The sequence below is a fragment of the Streptomyces sp. NPDC034037 genome, assembly GCF_055575715.1.
On sequence record NZ_JBVISC010000014.1, the window covers coordinates 79,410 to 95,524 of the forward strand.

A 16,115-nucleotide genomic window follows, 5' to 3' on the forward strand; every position below is an offset into this window, starting at 1 on the left:
GTACCGCCCTCTCCGAGCCGCCGCCGGGCCCGTTCCAACTCAAGGCTCCAACTCAAGCGAAACTGTAAGCAGTTCGACCCCCGTCGCCCTAACCCCAGAAGACCGCCCCCAGCCACGCACCGAAGATCAGCAGGCAGGCGAAGAGTTCGGTCAGGATGCTCGTGCCGCCCAGCCGCATCGCCGTGCGGGTGGCCGCGGCCGCCTCGCCGTGGCCGCCGAGCCGCAGCCGCTCCCCGGCGTAGATCCCGCCGACGAAGCCCGGGATGGCGCCGAGCACCGGCACCACGCAGAAGCCGAGCAGCGCGCCCGCCCCGGCGAAGACGGCCATCCGGCGCGTGGCGCCGCCCTGGCGCAGCCGGCGGGGCGGCAGTTGCCAGCGCACGGCCTGCGCGGCGAGCAGGACGACGGACGCGCCGACGAGCACGCCCCAGGCGAGGCCGTTGGGCTCCTGCAGCGCCCACCACAGGACCGCGGCCCACACCAGCCACGGCCCCGGCACCCCGGGCACCAGCACTCCGCACAGGCCGAGCAGCAGCACCACACCGACCAGCAGGAGTTCCCACGCTCCCATCTGTCCAGCGTGCCGCAGATCCGGCGAAACCGCAGGTCAGATCAGACCTGCGGGACGCGGACGCGCCGCGCGACCCACTCCCGCTCGTACGCGTGCCAGCCCAGCTGGAGCCGCGTCGTCACACCGGTCAGCTCCATCAGCCGCTTCACCCGGCGCTGCACCGTGCGCAGCCCGAGGTCGAGCTGTTTGGCGACGCTCGCGTCCGTCAGGCCCGCGAGGAGCAGCGAGAGGATCTCCAGGTCCGTGGCGTCCGGCCCCTGAGGGGCGTCCTCGCGGACCGTGTCCGCGCCCTCGCCCAGACGCAGCGGCAGCGCCTCCCGCCAGACCGCCTCGAAGAGCCCCGTCAGCGAGGCGAGCAGCCCACTGGCGTGCACGACCAGCGCGGCGGGCTCCGCGGTCCGCGAGGTCAACGGCACGATCGCCAGCGCACCGTCGGCGATCAGCAGCTTCGTCGGGACCCGGTCCACGACCCGCACCCGCTCCTCGCGGCCGAGCGCCGCCGACAGCCCGCCGAGCCCCAGCGGCGTGTCCAGGACGGCCCGCTCCACCACCACACGGTGGGCGACACCCCGGCCCCCGGCCTGCTCCCCGGCGCCGCCCCCGATGCCGCCGGCTCCGTCGGAACCGCCGCTGACCAGCGCGCACACCTCCCGGCTCGCCCCCAGCCGCACCTGAAGGAAGCGCTGCGAGACGGCGGCCGCGCCGGTGACCACCTCGAGCAGATCGTGGACGCTGGGCTCGACGGCCCGCGCGCGGTACTCCTCCGCGAGCACCTTCGCCGCCAGCTCCGCCCTGTCCAACTCCTGCCGCTGCTGCGTGAGCAGGGCGCCGAGCGCCGCACCCGGCGGCGCGGCCACCCAGCGGCCCGCCCTGCCGGAGGCCTGCGCGGCCAAACCGTGGCGCTCCAGGCGGCGCAGCGCCCGCTCCGTCTCCGGTTCGCCGAGGGCGAGTCTGCGCGCGAGGCCCGGCACATCGGCGGCGCCCACCGACACCAGCGCCCGGTACGCCGACTCGTGCGTCTCGTCCAGCCCTATCGCTGCCAGCATGCGGCGACATCCCTCCCCGAGGCTCCGTTCCGATCGCGCCGTGGCGGAAAACAGCCACGGCGCGATTCCGCCGGAGGACATCATCCCCGTACCTCCCCGCCCGGTGACAAGGGCCCGGGGAAGGGGACGGTACGCGGATTGAACTCGACGTCACTGGGCACGCGGGCCTACAGGCCGGCAGCACCCACCCCCGTCACCCAGGCCGTGGCCCGCACCCATGAGGCGCGCGCGCCACACAGACGCCGCCGGGCGGTCCCCCTGTGGGGGGTGGGACCGCCCGGCGGCCCCTCCACCGCCCCGCCGTGGCCAGGTTGGCCGGAATTTCCGGATGCACCGTTTTCGGGCGGCCTCCGCGGTGGAAAATAGGGGCATGAGCCAGCAGGGGGAGAGGCGCACCGGTCGCGACGACGACTGGTGGGGGCAGTTGTACGACGACACCACCCAGGACACGGGCCCGACGCCCGCACCGGACACCCTCGACGACAGGTTCGCCTCGGCGGCGGACACCGTGCAGGAGAGATTCCCCTCGCCACGGGGCCGCGACGACACCCGGCCGGCCTCTGACACGCCGCCCACCCCGGTCGCCCCCGAAACGCCCCGCGCCCCCGTCGCCCCCGCCCCCGACACCCCCCGCACCCCCGTCGCCCCCGCCCCCTGGGAGCCCCCCGTCGGCCCCAGCGGGCCGGTGACCTTCGGGTCCGGGTCGGGGCCGGTGGCGGGGCCCGCGCCCGGTGCGGGCGGCTCGCACGGCCCCGAGGAGCCCGCACCGCCCGGTGGGCGCGCCCGAGGCGCGGACGGGCCGGGCACTCTGCGGGATCAGGCCGAGCGCCCCGACCCCGCCGGCCCGGCGCACGTCGGCGACGGGCCCCCCACCTACGAGCCCGAGCCCACCGCCCTGCCGATGGCCGACCCCGACGACCTCGCCGGCCTCGTCGCGGACACCGTGCTCGACGGCGCGCGCCACGGCTCCGTCACCCTGCGCGCCGCCTCCGTGCGCGGCGACTCCGCCCGCTACCGCGGCGACCCCCGCCGCGACTCCCTGCTGACCGCCCGATTCGGCTCCGGCGACAGCGCCCTGGTGCTGGTCGCGATGGCCACCGGCGCCCGCGCGACCCCGGGGGCGCACCGCGCGGCCGCCGAGGCCTGCGCGTGGATCGGCCGGGCCGTCGGACGCAGCCACCAGCGGCTCGCCGAGGACATCAGGGCCGCCCGGCGCGGCGACCTGAAATCGGGCCTGCACCGCCTGACCGACCGCAGCCTCGGCAGACTCCGCGCCCGCGCCGCCGACCTCGGCCTCCAGCCGGACGAGTACGCCGCATCCCTGCGCTGCCTGCTGCTGCCGGCCGACCCCCGGTGCCGCACGCGCGTCTTCTTCGGCGTCGGCGCGGGCGGCCTGTTCCGGCTGCGCGAGGGCGAGTGGCAGGACATCGAGCCGCGTGGCGCCGAAGCCGTCGGGGACGCCGTGGTCGGCTTCGGTTCACCGCCGCCGCACACCCCCGAGGGCGACCGGCTCACCATGGACCTGGGCATCACCACACCTCCCAGCCCCTACGAACCGGCGCCCGAGCGGCCCCACGAACCGTTCCGCTTCCGGGCCTCGGTCGCCCGGCCGGGTGACACGCTCCTGCTGTGCAGCGCGGGCCTCGCCGAACCGCTGCGCGGCGAGCCCGCTCTGGCCGAACACCTCACCCGCCGCTGGGAGAAGAGCGACCCGCCGGGGCTCGCCGCCTTCCTGGCCGACGTACAGGTCAGGGTCAAGGGGTACGCCGACGACCGGACGGCCGCCGCGCTCTGGGAGGCATGACCGCCGTACCCGTGCATTCATGGAGCGAAGGGTTCCCCGATCCCGGACCAAAGGGTTCAAGGGGGGACCGAGGGGTTACAAGGGGCCCAAAGGGCTCCGAGGGGCCCACAGGTTCCAAGGGTGAAGAGGTGCGTACCGCATGGCCAAGCAGAACGTCGCCGAGCAGTTCGTCGACATCCTCGTCCGGGCGGGTGTCCAGCGCCTGTACGGCGTCGTCGGCGACAGTCTCAACCCGGTCGTGGACGCCATCCGCCGTACCAAGGAGATCGACTGGGTCCAGGTCCGGCACGAGGAGACCGCCGCCTTCGCGGCCGGCGCGGAGGCCCAGATCACCGGCCGGCTCGCCGCCTGCGCCGGCTCCTGCGGCCCGGGCAACCTCCACCTCATCAACGGCCTGTACGACGCCCACCGCTCCATGGCCCCGGTCCTCGCCCTCGCCTCGCACATCCCCTCCAGCGAGATCGGCCTCGGCTTCTTCCAGGAGACGCACCCCGACCGGCTGTTCCAGGAGTGCAGTCACTACAGCGAGCTGATCTCCAGCCCGAAGCAGATGCCCCGGCTGCTGCAGACCGCCATCCAGAACGCGGTGGGCCGCTCCGGGGTCAGCGTCGTGTCGCTGCCGGGCGACATCGCCTCCGAGCCCGCGCCGGAGAAGGCCGCCGAGACGGCCCTGGTGACCTCGCGGCCCACGGTGCGCCCCGGCGACGAGGAGATCGACAAGCTCGCCAAGATGATCGACAAGGCGCGCAAGGTCACCCTCTTCTGCGGCAGCGGCACGGCCGGCGCCCACGCCGAGGTGATGGAGTTCGCCGAGAAGATCAAGTCGCCGGTGGGCCACGCGCTGCGGGGCAAGGAGTGGATCCAGTACGACAATCCGTTCGACGTCGGCATGAGCGGCCTGCTCGGCTACGGCGCGGCCTACGAGGCCACCCATGAATGCGATCTGCTGATCCTGCTCGGCACGGACTTCCCGTACAACGCCTTCCTGCCTGACGACGTCCAGATCGCCCAGGTCGACGTGCGCCCCGAGAACCTCGGCCGCCGCTCGAAGCTGGATCTCGCGGTCTGGGGCGACGTACGCGAGACCCTGCGCTGCCTCATCCCGCGCGTCGCGGCCAAGTCGAACCGCAAGTTCCTCGACAAGATGCTGAAGAAGCACGCCGACGCCCTTGAAGGCGTCGTCAAGGCGTACACCCGCAAGGTCGACAAGCACGTCCCGATCCACCCCGAGTACGTCGCCTCCGTCCTGGACGAAGTGGCCGCCGACGACGCGGTGTTCACCGTCGACACCGGCATGTGCAACGTCTGGGCTGCCCGCTACCTCACCCCCAACGGCAGGCGCCGCATCATCGGCTCCTTCAGCCACGGCTCGATGGCCAACGCCCTGCCGCAGGCGATCGGCGCCCAGTTCGTGGACCGCAAGCGGCAGGTCGTCTCGATGTCCGGCGACGGCGGCTTCTCCATGCTGATGGGCGACTTCCTCACCCTCGTCCAGCACGATCTGCCGGTGAAGGTCGTCCTGTTCAACAACTCCTCCCTGGGCATGGTGGAGCTGGAGATGATGGTCGCGGGACTGCCGAACTACGGCACGGCGAACCACAACCCGGACTTCGCCGCCGTGGCCCGCGCCGCCGGGGCCCACGGCATCCGCGTGGAGAAGCCCAAGCAGCTCGCGGGCGCCCTCAAGGAGGCCTTCGCGCACAAGGGCCCGGCGCTCGTCGACATCGTCACCGACCCCAACGCCCTCTCCATGCCGCCCAAGATCAGCTCGGACATGGTCACCGGCTTCGCGCTCTCCGCGAGCAAGATCGTGCTGGACGGCGGGGTGGGCCGGATGCTCCAGATGGCCCGCTCGAACCTGCGGAACGTGCCGAGGCCCTGACACCGGTCCCGGCACCTCCGCCGGCCGCCCCGGTCAGGCGGGCCGCAGCCGCAGGGTGACGATCTGGAAGGGCCGCAGCGCGAGGGCCAGGCCGCTTGCGCCCGTGTCGGCCTCGTGCAGCGGCCGCTCCAGCAGGTCGGTCACCTCGGCCCGCGCCACCGGGAACGACGTGCCGAGCGTGCCCGCGGCCCGCCCGCCGCGCGACTCGTAGAGCCGAACGATCACATCGCCGCCCCGGTCGTCGGCGAGCTTCACCGACTCCACCGTGATCGCCGGGTTGTCCACGCTCACCAGCGGCGCCAGGGCGGGCGCGTCGGCCACCCGCAGCGGCAGGTTGAGCGCGAGGCCCTCCGCCACCGCGTCCCCCGTGCCCGCGCCGGGCAGCAGCGCGTACGTGAAGCGGTGCGCGCCCTGATCGGTCAGCGGGTCCGGGCTGTGCGGGGCCCGCAGCAGGGTCAGCCGTACGGTGGTGCCGAGCGTGCCGCCGTGCTCGGCGCGCGTCACGTCATGGCCGTACGTCGCGTCGTTGAGCAGCGCGACCCCGTACCCCTCCTCGGCGACCCGCAGCCAGCGGTGCGCGCAGATCTCGTAACGCGCCGCGTCCCAGGCGGTGTTGGCGTGCGTCGGCCGGTGCACATGGCCGAACTGGATCTCGGCGGCGGACCGTTCGGCGTGCACGTCCAGCGGGAAGGCCGCCTTGAGCACCTTCTCCGACTCCCGCCAGTCGACGTCCGTGACGATGTCCACGCGCCTGCTGCCCGCCGCTAGTCGGATCTCCTGCGTGATCCGCGAGCGGCCGAACGCGCGCACCACCCGCACCGCGACCCGCAGCGGCCCGTCCTCGACCAGCTCGACGGACTCGGCGTCCGTGAGATCGGTGTGCCGGTGCCGGTAGTGCCGGTCGAGGTCCCACGCGTCATAGTGCGTGGGATGGTCGGGGTGCAGCTGCAAAAGATTGCCGGGTGCCGCGAGCACCTCGCGGGCCGCGTCCAGGTCCCGTACGGAGGTCAGCAGTCCGGCGGCGTCGACGCGCACGCTCAGGTGCTCGTTGGTCAGCAGGATGGCGTCGCCGCTGGTGTGCGCGACCGCGACCGGGCCCGATACCGGTGCGGTGTCCAGGCTCCGGGTGCCGAGCGCCGGGACGTCGACCCGCACCAGCGCGCCGTCCCCGCCGTCCACGACCTCGCTACGGGGGTAGGGCGAGGCGTTCAGGACCGCGCGGCCGCCCGCGCCGAGGTGACGTACGGCCGACGCGGTGATCGCCTCCAGCTCCGCCAGCACCCGCGCGTAGGTCTCCCGCGCCTCGCGGTGCACCCAGGCGATCGACGAACCCGGCAGGATGTCGTGGAACTGGTGCAGCAGGACCGTCTTCCACAGCCGGTCCAGCGCGTCGTACGGATAGGCGTAGGAGGGCTCGCGCACCGCGGCCGCTGTGCACCACAACTCCGCCTCGCGCAGCGCGTGTTCGCTGCGGCGGTTGCCGCGCTTGGTCGCCGCCTGCGTGGTGTACGTCGCGCGGTGCAGTTCCAGGTACAGCTCGCCCGACCAGACCGGGGCCCGCGCGCCGTACTCCTCCTCGGCCGCCGTGAAGAACGCCGACGGCTTCTCGATCTCGACGCGGGGCGAACCCTCCAGGGACCTCAGGCGCCGGGCCCGCTCCATCATCTCGCGGGTGGGCCCGCCCCCGCCGTCACCCCAGCCGAACGGCACCAGCGAGCGGCTCGCCCGGCCCTTGTCGGCGAAGTTCCGCTCGGCGTGGGCGAGTTCGGCGCCGTGGAACTGCGAGTTGTAGGTGTCCACGGGCGGGAAGTGGGTGAAGACGCGGGTGCCGTCGATGCCCTCCCACCAGAAGGTGTGGTGCGGCATCTTGTTGGACTGGTTCCAGCTCAGCTTCTGCGTCAGGAACCAGCGGACGCCCGCGAGCTTCGCCAACTGCGGGAAGGCCGCGGTGTATCCGAAGGAGTCGGGCAGCCAGATCTCCTGGGTCCGAACGCCCAGCTCCTCGCGGAAGAAACGCATGCCGTGCGTGATCTGGCGCGCCAGCGCCTCGCCGCCCGGCATGTTGGCGTCCGACTCCACCCACATCGAGCCCACCGGCGCCCAGTTGCCGTCCGCCACCGCCTTCTTGATCCGCTCCCAGATGTGCGGCTGGTGCTCCTTCACCCACGCGTACTGCTGCGCCTGCGAACAGGCGAAGACCAGCTCCGGGTACTCCCGCGCCAGCGCCGTCACGTTGGCGAAGGTGCGCGAGGCCTTGCGCACCGTCTCGCGCAGGGGCCACAGCCAGGCCGAGTCGATGTGCGCGTGCCCGGCCGCCGACACGCGGTGCGCGCTCGCGTGGGCGGGCCGGGCCAGGGCGTCGGCGAGGGCCGCACGCCCCGCCGCGGCCGTGCCCGGCACGTCGTGCAGATCGAGCGCGTCGAGCATGTCCTCCAGAGCCCGCAGGATCTCGTGCCGACGCGGACGGCCGGCGTCCAGTTCGGCCATCAGCTCGGACAGGACCTCGATGTCCAGCGTCAACTGCCATACGTCCTCGTTCAGTACGGCGAGATCGGCAGACGCGAATCGGTAGATGGGGGTAGAGCCCGCGGTCAGTACGTCGCCCAGGGGTGTCGGCAGAAAGTCGTGCAGGACCGCCGGATTGGCCGCCGCTTCCAGCAGGAAATGCACCGCCTCACCGCCCTGTGCGGGAGAGGCCACCGGAATATGCCGATTGCGGGGGTGGACCCCCTTGAGCGGCACACCCGTCGCGTCGTACACCAGGCCCTCGGCCTGGAATCCCGGGCCGTCCCCGGTGAATCCGGGGTCCACGACCGCTTCGACGCGGCGCCCGCGCCATTCCCGCGGCACTCGACCCTGAAGCCGGAACCAACTCGTCGACCAGGGACTTCCCCATTCCGCGCCGGTCGCGAAGGGTGCGTACGACGCTTCCAGCGCGGCCGACACGGGCACCGTGCCCCAGTCTCCGGGCTCCCCATGAACGGGGGAGCCGGGCACGGCCGGCGCATGCCAGACGGAGAGGGTCAGCGGCACCCTGTGCGTGTACTGGGCGGGGCGGATGAACTGGCGCAGGGCCCGCTCCAGGCGGCCCTCCACCAGCAGTCTGTCGTCGTGCACCAGGGCTCCTCCGAACGCTCGGTGGCGGGGTCCACCGCTTCATTTCCCCTCCCCGCCCCGGCACACCCACGCCGTTGGTTGACGATTCGACAGGAGTGCCGTCTGTAGCGCGGGGAATGCATTCCGTGAGGTTGTTCGAGCAGGGAGGCAAGGTCATCGCTTGGTGGGCGGGGGTCATGACGAGGCAGTCACGTGGGGGCGGCCCCGGGGGATTCGGGGCCTCTTCGCCGAACGTACGCGACGAGAGGATCGAGGAGGCACCGGTCGGACCGGACCACGCCCAGCTCAGACGGAGACTGGGGAGGGCGGATCTGTCCGCGGTGCCCGAGGTCCGGGGCGCCCTGAGGGAGTTCCTGCGGCGCTGGGGCCAGCCGGCGCGGGCCGACACCGCCGAGCTGCTCACCAGCGAACTCGTCACCAACGCACTGGTGCACACCGACCATGACGCGATCGTCACCGCCACCCTGGGGCCGCGCGGACTGCGCGTCGAGGTGCGGGACTTCGTGGCGCGCCGCCCCGAGCCCCGCGTACCGGACGCCGACGACGGTACGAGCGGCAGGGGCCTGGTGCTGGTGCAGTCCCTGGCCGACGCGTGGGGCGTGCGCGCGCACGGCGTCGGCAAGGTGGTGTGGTTCGAGCTGAACGGCGGCGGCATGGTGTGACACCCTGCCGCCACCGCCCGGCCCGAGCCGGGGCTCCCGGCGCGATCAGCCGAACTGCTGCTCCAGGTCCTTCAACTTCTGCTCCAGCGAGTCGAGCCGGGGCAGGGTCTGCGTGTCGTCCTCCGCGGTGAGGTCGACGGTGACGGGAGCGGCCTGGTCAGAGTCGCTCCTGACGGCCTGGAGGGAGGGGCGGGCGCGTAGCGGCAGCTGCTCCTGCGTTGCTATGGCAGGGTCCGCGCCGACCTGCGCGGAGCCCGGGGCCGCCGGCACGGCCTGCACGTCGACCTGCCGGCCGCCACCCCGGCCGTAACCCCGGTGGCCGCGGCTGATGGCCTTGAGCCGAGCCCGCTCCAGCTTCTCCTGGTCGCGCCTGCGCAGCCGGGTCTGCTCCTTCTCCCGACGGTCCTCCCGGACCTCCTCGACGGCCTCGTCCAGTGTGCGGACGCCTTCCAGGAGCATCAGCGACCAGGCGCCGAAGGTCTCCCGGGGCGCGCGCAGCCACCGCACGATGCGGATCTGCGGCAGCGGACGCGGTACGAGGCCCTGCTCCCGCAGCGCCGCCCGGCGGGTCTGCTTGAGCGCGCGGTCGAAGAGGACCGCCGCCGAGAGCGACATGCCGGAGAAGAACTGCGGGGCACCGGCGTGGCCGAGACCCCGGGGCGCGTGGACCCAGTTGAACCAGGCCGCCGCCCCGGCGAACGTCCACACGAGCAGACGCGAGCCGAGCGCCGCGTCACCGTGGCTCGCCTCGCGCACGGCGAGCACGGAGCAGAACATGGCCGCGCCGTCCAGGCCGAACGGCACGAGGTACTCCCAGCCGCCGGAGAGGCTGAGGTTCTGCCGCCCGAAGCCGACCAGGCCGTGGAAGGAGAGTGCGGCGGCGACCGCCGCACAGCAGAACAACAGGACGTAGGAGGCGGTGCCGTAGACCGCTTCCTTGCGCCGCCGGCGCTCCTCGCTGCGTTCCCACGATTCGTCGCCCGTGCCTGCCTTCGCCGCCTTGTCGTGGCCTCGCTTGCCGCGCGCGAGCACCGCCACCGCCACCAGCATGCCCAGGAGCAGGACGGCGCCGGGGAGCAGCCAATCCAGCGATATAGCGGTCAGTCTCATCTGGGGTCCCTTGCGTCGCGGTAGGGCGTTTCGGGCGCCATAGTGACCCGATGGGGACGGCCCTCACCGGGGTTTCGGGGCAAGAGAACGCCAAGGGGGTGCCAGAGAGCACGCAGAACCCAGATTTACTCGAACTCACTTCGTACGAATGGGTGTTGAGTTCGATTAAACGGGTCCGAAAGGGTGGTTCAAGCGGAGGCGGCCGGGCCGGCGTCGGTGCTCAGCCGTGCGATGCGCTCCGCGTCGCACGTACGCGGGCAGGTGACGCAGGTGTCGTCGGGGCGCAGCGTGTAGAACATGCAGCAGCTCGCGCGGTCGCGGGTGGGCAGCTTCTCCCCGTTCGGCCCCGTCAGCTCCCGGAAGCCGGCCGTGCCGACGTACGGCTTCGTGGCGCCGGGCAGCAGCCGTTCCAACTCCGTCATCGCGCGGCCCTCCTCGCCGAGGAGGTGCGCGATGTACCACAGCCCCTCGACGACCTCGTCGGTGGCGAGGCTCCACAGGGCGCGGGAGCGGCGACGCATCCGGGGGCCGAAGCCCTCCAGGAGCGGACCCAGGTGCTCGGCGACCGACGCCCGCACCTGCGCGCGCAGCGCCTCCTCGTCCGGTACGACATGGGCGCCAGGCAGTACGGCGGCCGGGTCGTCCGGCAGGCAGGCGAAGGACTCGGTGCGCACGGCCAGGCGGCCGAGGCTCCGCTGGAAGGAGACGTCCACCACCGGGAAGCGGGGGACGCGGCGGTGCAGGAACCACGGGACGGTGAACAGCAGGGTGGCCGGCCAGGCGTAGCGGTGCAGGCCGAAGCTGGCCACCACGTCGGGGCGGGCCTGGGTGCCGTAGTCCTTCAGTACCTGCGCGTTGTCCCACGCGACGAACGCGTCCAGGTCGGCTCCGCCCTGGGCGAGCCGGGCGGCGTTCACCCAGCCGCCACCGTGCGGGGCCCGCTCCTCGGGGCCCAGCTCGGTCACGCGGAGTCCGGGGAACACCTCGGCGAGGCGGGCGTAGGAGTCCGCGACGGCGCCGAAGGCGCTCTGGGCGGGCGCGGCCAAAGTGGGCACGGACATGCGGGGACCACCGAATCGCGATCGATTGCAGGTAAGCCTTACCTTACCCAACATGATCGAGGTTTCAACCGCGGGCGTGTCCGCCTATGGTGCCTCTCGTACCTTTCACAGCACACGGAGACGGGGCGGGGCGGACGCGGGTGGACGTCGTGGGGCAGGCCGGGGGGCGGGTGCCGGAGCAGGCGGCGCGCCGGGCGGTGGGGCGCACGTCCGTACGCGGACAGATCCTCGACGCGCTGCGGGCCGCGCTCGTGGGCGGTGAGCTGGCACCCGGCGAGGTGTACTCCGCGCCGGTGCTCGGCGAACGCTTCGGCGTCTCCGCGACGCCGGTGCGCGAGGCGATGCAGCAGCTGGCGGCCGAAGGGGCCGTCGAGGTCGTCCCCAACCGGGGCTTCCGGGTGCTGGAGCGAGGGGCCCGCGAGCGGGCGGAGCTGGCCGAGGTGCGGGCGCTGATCGAGGTGCCGGTCGTGCTGCGGCTGGCCCGGACGGTGCCGGCGGAACGGTGGGGCGAGCTGGTGCCGCTGGCCGAGGCGACCGTCGCGGCGGCCGCCGAGGGCGACGTCGCGCGCTACGCCGAGGCCGATCGGGCCTTTCACGGCGCGATGCTGTCCCTGTCGGGCAACCGGCAGCTGGTCCTTGTCGCGGACGGCCTTCACCGGCGGGCGCAGTGGCCGGTGGCCGGTGGCCGGTCCTTGGGCCGGCGGGCCGAGTTGGTGGCGGACGCGGCGGAGCACATGGCTTTGCTGGAGGCGTTGGTGGCGGGGGAGCTGGGGGTGGTTCCGGGGTTGGTGGCGGAGCACTTCGCGGGGTCTGGCTCGGGGGCCTAGCGGTTTCCTTGCCGGTCCGTCTCTGAGGCCGTGCCGCGGTTGCCCCCTCGCCGGGGGGTCTCCCACCCACCCGCCCGTTGCTCGGGGTCGGGTTGCGGGGGCCGCGCTGGCCCTTCGGCCGCTGGTTCCGTACTGCGGTGTGCCCCCTCGCCGGGGGTCTCCCACCCACCCACCCGTTGCCCTGCGTCGGGCTGCTGGGGTGGCTGCGTTTGCCCCTCTGCTTCCGGTTCCGTGCCGGCGTGTGCCCCTCCGCAGGGGCGTTTCCCACCCACCCGCCCGTTGCCCTGCGTCGGGCTGCTGGGGTGGCTGTGCTTGCCCCTCTGCTCCCGGTTCCGTGCCGGGGTGTGCCCCTGCCCGGGGCGTCTCCAACCCGGTAGCCGGACCCCGAGCAACGGGTGGGTGGGTGGGAGACGCCCGTTGGGCCGTAGTGAGTGGGCGTACCCGGCCGTTTGTCCGTGGCGGGCCGCCGGGGGGCGTATTGCCTCGGGGAGAGGTGCCGGGGGGCAGGTGGGTGGGCGCGCCGTCGCTTCCCGGGGGTACCTCGCGGTGGGGTGCCGGGTGACGGGTGGGTGGGTGGGAGACCCCCCGGGCCCCCCGGGCTCAGGGCGTCGGGGGTGGAGAGGTCAGGTGGGGGGAGAGCCAGGTGGGGACTCCCCCCAGGAGGTGGAAGAGGCGTTTGGCCTCCGCCCGTAACCGCGAGGCCTCCGGCTCCGGCTCCGCGTCCGCCAGCGCCGCCAACGCGGGAGCGGTGCCGACCAGGTACCCCAGTTCCTCCCGCAACCGCAGCGACTCCGCGAAACCCTGCCGCGCCTGCGCCAACTCCCCGTCCCGCAGGGCGAGTCCGGCCAAGTGCCGCCAGGTGAAGGAGAGCAGGAGCGGGTCGGCGCGCGCGGTGGCCCCCGCGTGCGCCCGCTGGTAGGCCGCCCTCGCGGCCTGCGGCGAGTCGGCGATGTGCTCGGCGATCAGGCCCCGCCGGTAGTCGAGGAGCGGCCGCCCCGCCGCGTCCGGGGCGAGCAGCGCCGCCGCCCTGCCGAGCGCCGTACGCGCCTCGTCGGCCCGGTCCCGTACGCCCAACACCGTGGCCGCGTACGCGAGATGGCCCCGCTCGCAGGCCGCGCCCCCGCGGTCGTCGTCGTCCTCGGCCAGCGCCTCCGCGGTCCGCAGGGCGTCCTCGGCCTCGGCCCAGCCGTCCCCCGTGAACAGGCAGCGCTCGACGAGGAGCGCCGCCCGCTGGAGCGCCGGCGCCGCCCCGGCCCGCGAGGCCAGCAGCGCGGCCGCGTCGGTCCAGCAGCCGCGCGAGCGCAGCCGCCATACCGCGGTCTGGAGTGGATCGTCCCCTGCAATCGTTCCGGTACCAGACATGGCGGTATGCGCCACGTTGCCCTCCCCGAGCACACCATTGAGCTGTTGAGTCGTGGGCGAATCTCAGCATGGATGGCGGCGTCCGGCCAAGGGGCCGGGTGAAAGAATTCACAAAGGGGGAGGCGGGCGAGGGACCGGCCGCTCGTCGGCCCGCGGGCGGCCGGTCACCCTTTTCTCAGCTCATCCGCAGCGCGAGGAAGAAATCGAGCTTGTCCTCAAGCCGCGACAGGTCACGGCTCGTCAACTGCTCGATCCGGCCCACCCGGTAGCGCAACGTGTTGACGTGCAGGTGCAGCCGCGCGGCGCAGCGCGTCCACGAGCCGTCGCAGTCGAGGAAGGCCTCCAGGGTGGGGATCAGCTCCGCCCGGTGCCGCTGGTCGTACTCCCGCAGCGGGTCCAGGAGCCGCGCGGTGAACGCCCGGCGCACGTCGTCCGGCACGAAGGGCAGCAGCAGGACGTGGGAGGCCAGCTCCTGGTGACCGGCCGCGCAGACCCGGCCGGGGCGGGCGGCGGCGACGCGGCGGGCGTGCCGCGCCTCCTCCAGGGCGCCGCGCAGTCCCTCCGCCGAGTGCACGGACGCGCTGACGCCGAGCGTCAGGCGGCCGTCGCCGTCCAGGCCCGCCGACAGCGGGGCGCGGACCGACTCCAGGAGGGCGTCGGCGAGCAGGCCCGCCTCCGTGCCGTCGTGCTCCGTCGAGACCGCCGGCAGCGGCACCAGGGCGATGGCCTCGTCCCCGGTGTGCGCGACCGCGATCCGGTCGAACGGCTCCGGCGCCGAGGAGGACGCGCCGCCCCTGTTCGCGTCGGTCCGGGAACCGGGGGCGGGGTCGACGAGGATCTCCTCCAGGAGCGACTGGGCGACCCGGCCGCCGTCGATGTCCCCGCCCTCCCACTCCACGCGGGCCACCACGACCTGCCAGTGCGGGGCCGTGCCGAGTCCCGGCAGCAGTACGGGCGCCGCGACCCGCAGGCGCGCGGCGATCTCCGCGGGGGCCGCGCCGGTCTGCACCAGTTCCAGGACCTCCTGGGCGAGGCGGCGGCGCACCGTGCGGGCGGCGTCGCGCCGGTCCCGCTCCACGGCGATCAGCTGCGTGACGCCCTGGAGCAGGTCAAGCCGCTCCTCGGGCCAGTCGCCGGCGTCGGCCTCCACGGCGAGCACCCAGTCGGACAGCACCGTCTCGCGCACGTCGCGCGCCACGCCGCCGGCTCCCCGGCCGCTGGCCCGCACGGGGAACAGGGAGTACGTCACCCCGTCGACGGACACGCGGTGCGGCCCGCGCCGCCCGGTGCGCGTGGCGGCCAGGTGCTCCCCCGCCAGGCGCGCGCACACGGCCGGCGGCAGCGCCGTGCCGCCCGTGCTCGACCCGGCGATGGCGCGCCCCGCGGGGGAGAGCACCCAGGCGCGCAGGTCCAGGTCGGTGCCGAGCAGGTCGAGGACGACGTCGGGGCCGCCGCCGGCCGGGCCCGACGTCATCAGGCGCCGGTGCCGGTCCACGACGGCCGCCAGGTCACCGGCGCGCTCGCCGGAGACCTGCCGTACGACGTGTTCGGTGATCGTCGCGAAGGCCACGGACTCGTTGACCGCGAAGAGCGGCAGCCGGTGGCGGGCGCAGGCCTCGACGAGGTCGGCGGGGATGTCGCCCAGCTCGGCCTCGCCGGCGGCCAGCGCGGCCACCCCGGCGCCCGCGAGGACGCGGACGAAGGGCTCGGTGTCCGCGGCGTCGCGGCGCCAGGCGAGGCCGGTGAGGACCAGCTCGCCGCCCGCCAGGTAGCGGCTGGGGTCCCGCAGGTCCGTGGTCATCACACCGCGCACGGTGCGGTCCAGCTCGTCCTCGCCGCCGAGCAGCCGCAGGCCCAGCGCGTCGGTGTCAAGGAGTGCGCGCAGCCGCATGGTGTCGTCGCCGCCGATCTGTCTCGAATGTGGTGTACAAGCAAGTGGGCTCCGGTGAGGCCGGGGCGCTGTGGCGCCGGGCGTCAGCGGTTTTCCGGGGGAACCCGAGAGGCTTCTGGGGCCCGTTCTTCATACGAATCTACAAGACGCGCGGGTTGGCCAGCCAACTCCTTCATGGTTTCGGTGACTGACCCGACCGGAGGAGCGGGCGGTGTACTGGCTCCACTCCGGTTAACAGCAGATGAACAAGCAGTCGAGGGGGCGAAGGGCCCGAGTGGCCGATACGGAATGCCTCCCTCGCAGTGCACCACCCCCGACCGAAGAAGAGACCTCATGGACTTCCTTCGCCCCGCCAGTGGGGAGGAGGCGCTCGCCGCCGAGGCAGCGCACCTGACCTCTGTGCCGACCGCGGGGGGCACGGACATGCTGGTCGAGACCGCCTCCGACCACCGTCGCCCCGAGTTCCCGCCGGCCTTCGGCCGCCTCGCCGACCCGCGCGAGCGGGACCACCTCGTCCCCACGATCCTCGACACGCCGGCCATCCCGGTCGACGTGCTCGAACTCGCCGACCCGCACGCCCCCTACGGGCCGCGCGGCGCCGGCGAGGCCCCGACCCTGTCGTCCACCCCGGCGGCCCGCGCGGCCGTCCGGGACGCGACGGGTCGTGAGCCGACCGGAACACCGGTCCGCCCGGAGCACCTCACGGGCACGGTGTAGCTCGCCCCCGGCACCGGACCGCGACGGACCCGTTCACTCGGGTCGGCAGAGGTCCGGTACCACGT

11 protein-coding genes and 1 pseudogene are annotated in these 16,115 nt (G+C 73.7%); 5 read left to right on the forward strand and 7 right to left on the reverse strand.

Annotation, left to right across the window (positions count from 1 at the left end; all coding sequences use genetic code 11):
• Positions 1-88 precede the first annotated feature (88 nt).
• Together ACZ516_RS32935 and ACZ516_RS32940 are read right to left on the reverse strand one after the other, a co-directional pair.
• On the reverse strand, positions 89-571 hold the full coding sequence (locus tag ACZ516_RS32935) for a DUF456 domain-containing protein (protein ID WP_358590227.1): 483 nt from the start codon (positions 569-571) through the stop codon (positions 89-91).
• A 41-nt stretch (positions 572-612) separates the two neighbouring features.
• Positions 613-1,617, reverse strand: a complete 1,005-nt coding sequence (locus ACZ516_RS32940) for a winged helix-turn-helix transcriptional regulator (RefSeq protein ID WP_361077253.1) — start codon at positions 1,615-1,617, stop codon at positions 613-615.
• 370 nt (positions 1,618-1,987) lie between these two features.
• Here ACZ516_RS32940 and ACZ516_RS32945 point away from each other — a divergent pair, with 370 nt between their 5' ends.
• Both ACZ516_RS32945 and ACZ516_RS32950 read left to right on the forward strand, forming a co-directional pair.
• Positions 1,988-3,421, forward strand: a complete 1,434-nt coding sequence (locus ACZ516_RS32945) for a protein phosphatase 2C domain-containing protein (RefSeq protein WP_469013331.1) — start codon at positions 1,988-1,990, stop codon at positions 3,419-3,421.
• Between the two features lie 139 nt (positions 3,422-3,560).
• A complete protein-coding gene (locus tag ACZ516_RS32950) occupies positions 3,561-5,303 on the forward strand; it encodes a pyruvate dehydrogenase (protein ID WP_469013333.1) in 1,743 nt (580 codons plus the stop codon).
• 33 nt (positions 5,304-5,336) lie between these two features.
• On the opposite strand, the gene ACZ516_RS32955 is transcribed toward ACZ516_RS32950, so the two are convergent.
• Positions 5,337-8,420 (reverse strand): alpha-mannosidase, encoded by a 3,084-nt coding sequence (locus ACZ516_RS32955; protein ID WP_469013335.1) that lies wholly within the window; start codon positions 8,418-8,420, stop codon positions 5,337-5,339.
• Between the two features lie 176 nt (positions 8,421-8,596).
• On the opposite strand from ACZ516_RS32955, the gene ACZ516_RS32960 reads away from it, so the two are divergent.
• Positions 8,597-9,082: an ATP-binding protein gene (locus ACZ516_RS32960; RefSeq protein ID WP_467466931.1), complete on the forward strand. Its 486-nt coding sequence runs from the start codon at positions 8,597-8,599 to the stop codon at positions 9,080-9,082.
• 45 nt (positions 9,083-9,127) lie between these two features.
• Here the strand turns inward: ACZ516_RS32960 and ACZ516_RS32965 are convergent, their stop codons facing one another.
• Together ACZ516_RS32965 and ACZ516_RS32970 are read right to left on the reverse strand one after the other, a co-directional pair.
• On the reverse strand, positions 9,128-10,192 hold the full coding sequence (locus tag ACZ516_RS32965) for a DUF2637 domain-containing protein (protein WP_361077262.1): 1,065 nt from the start codon (positions 10,190-10,192) through the stop codon (positions 9,128-9,130).
• 188 nt (positions 10,193-10,380) lie between these two features.
• A complete protein-coding gene (locus ACZ516_RS32970) occupies positions 10,381-11,253 on the reverse strand; it encodes a (2Fe-2S)-binding protein (protein ID WP_469013336.1) in 873 nt (290 codons plus the stop codon).
• An 86-nt stretch (positions 11,254-11,339) separates the two neighbouring features.
• Between ACZ516_RS32970 and ACZ516_RS32975 the strand changes: the two genes are divergently transcribed.
• Complete coding sequence (locus ACZ516_RS32975) at positions 11,340-12,080, forward strand: GntR family transcriptional regulator (RefSeq protein WP_361077267.1); 741 nt, start codon at positions 11,340-11,342, stop codon at positions 12,078-12,080.
• 600 nt (positions 12,081-12,680) lie between these two features.
• Here the strand turns inward: ACZ516_RS32975 and ACZ516_RS32980 are convergent.
• Complete coding sequence (locus ACZ516_RS32980; protein ID WP_358701381.1) at positions 12,681-13,442, reverse strand: hypothetical protein; 762 nt, start codon at positions 13,440-13,442, stop codon at positions 12,681-12,683.
• 175 nt (positions 13,443-13,617) lie between these two features.
• The gene (locus ACZ516_RS32985; RefSeq protein ID WP_361077273.1) at positions 13,618-15,333 is read right to left on the reverse strand and encodes a PucR family transcriptional regulator; all 1,716 of its coding nucleotides are present in this window, start codon (positions 15,331-15,333) and stop codon (positions 13,618-13,620) included.
• A gap of 504 nt (positions 15,334-15,837) precedes the next feature.
• Here ACZ516_RS32985 and ACZ516_RS32990 point away from each other — a divergent pair.
• A pseudogene (locus tag ACZ516_RS32990) lies at positions 15,838-16,050 on the forward strand (hypothetical protein); the annotation flags it as partial.
• Between the last annotated feature and the right edge of the window lie 65 nt (positions 16,051-16,115).

Coding starts and splice junctions, on each gene's coding strand:
- ACZ516_RS32935 (WP_358590227.1), bottom strand. CDS start 571: ATGGGAGCGTGGGAACTCCTGCTGGTCGGTGTGGTGCTGCTGCTCGGC.
- ACZ516_RS32975 (WP_361077267.1), top strand. CDS start 11,340: ATGGTGCCTCTCGTACCTTTCACAGCACACGGAGACGGGGCGGGGCGG.
- ACZ516_RS32980 (WP_358701381.1), bottom strand. CDS start 13,442: ATGTCTGGTACCGGAACGATTGCAGGGGACGATCCACTCCAGACCGCG.
- ACZ516_RS32950 (WP_469013333.1), top strand. CDS start 3,561: ATGGCCAAGCAGAACGTCGCCGAGCAGTTCGTCGACATCCTCGTCCGG.
- ACZ516_RS32940 (WP_361077253.1), bottom strand. CDS start 1,617: ATGCTGGCAGCGATAGGGCTGGACGAGACGCACGAGTCGGCGTACCGG.
- ACZ516_RS32970 (WP_469013336.1), bottom strand. CDS start 11,253: ATGTCCGTGCCCACTTTGGCCGCGCCCGCCCAGAGCGCCTTCGGCGCC.
- ACZ516_RS32945 (WP_469013331.1), top strand. CDS start 1,988: ATGAGCCAGCAGGGGGAGAGGCGCACCGGTCGCGACGACGACTGGTGG.
- ACZ516_RS32965 (WP_361077262.1), bottom strand. CDS start 10,192: ATGAGACTGACCGCTATATCGCTGGATTGGCTGCTCCCCGGCGCCGTC.
- ACZ516_RS32985 (WP_361077273.1), bottom strand. CDS start 15,333: ATGCGGCTGCGCGCACTCCTTGACACCGACGCGCTGGGCCTGCGGCTG.
- ACZ516_RS32960 (WP_467466931.1), top strand. CDS start 8,597: ATGACGAGGCAGTCACGTGGGGGCGGCCCCGGGGGATTCGGGGCCTCT.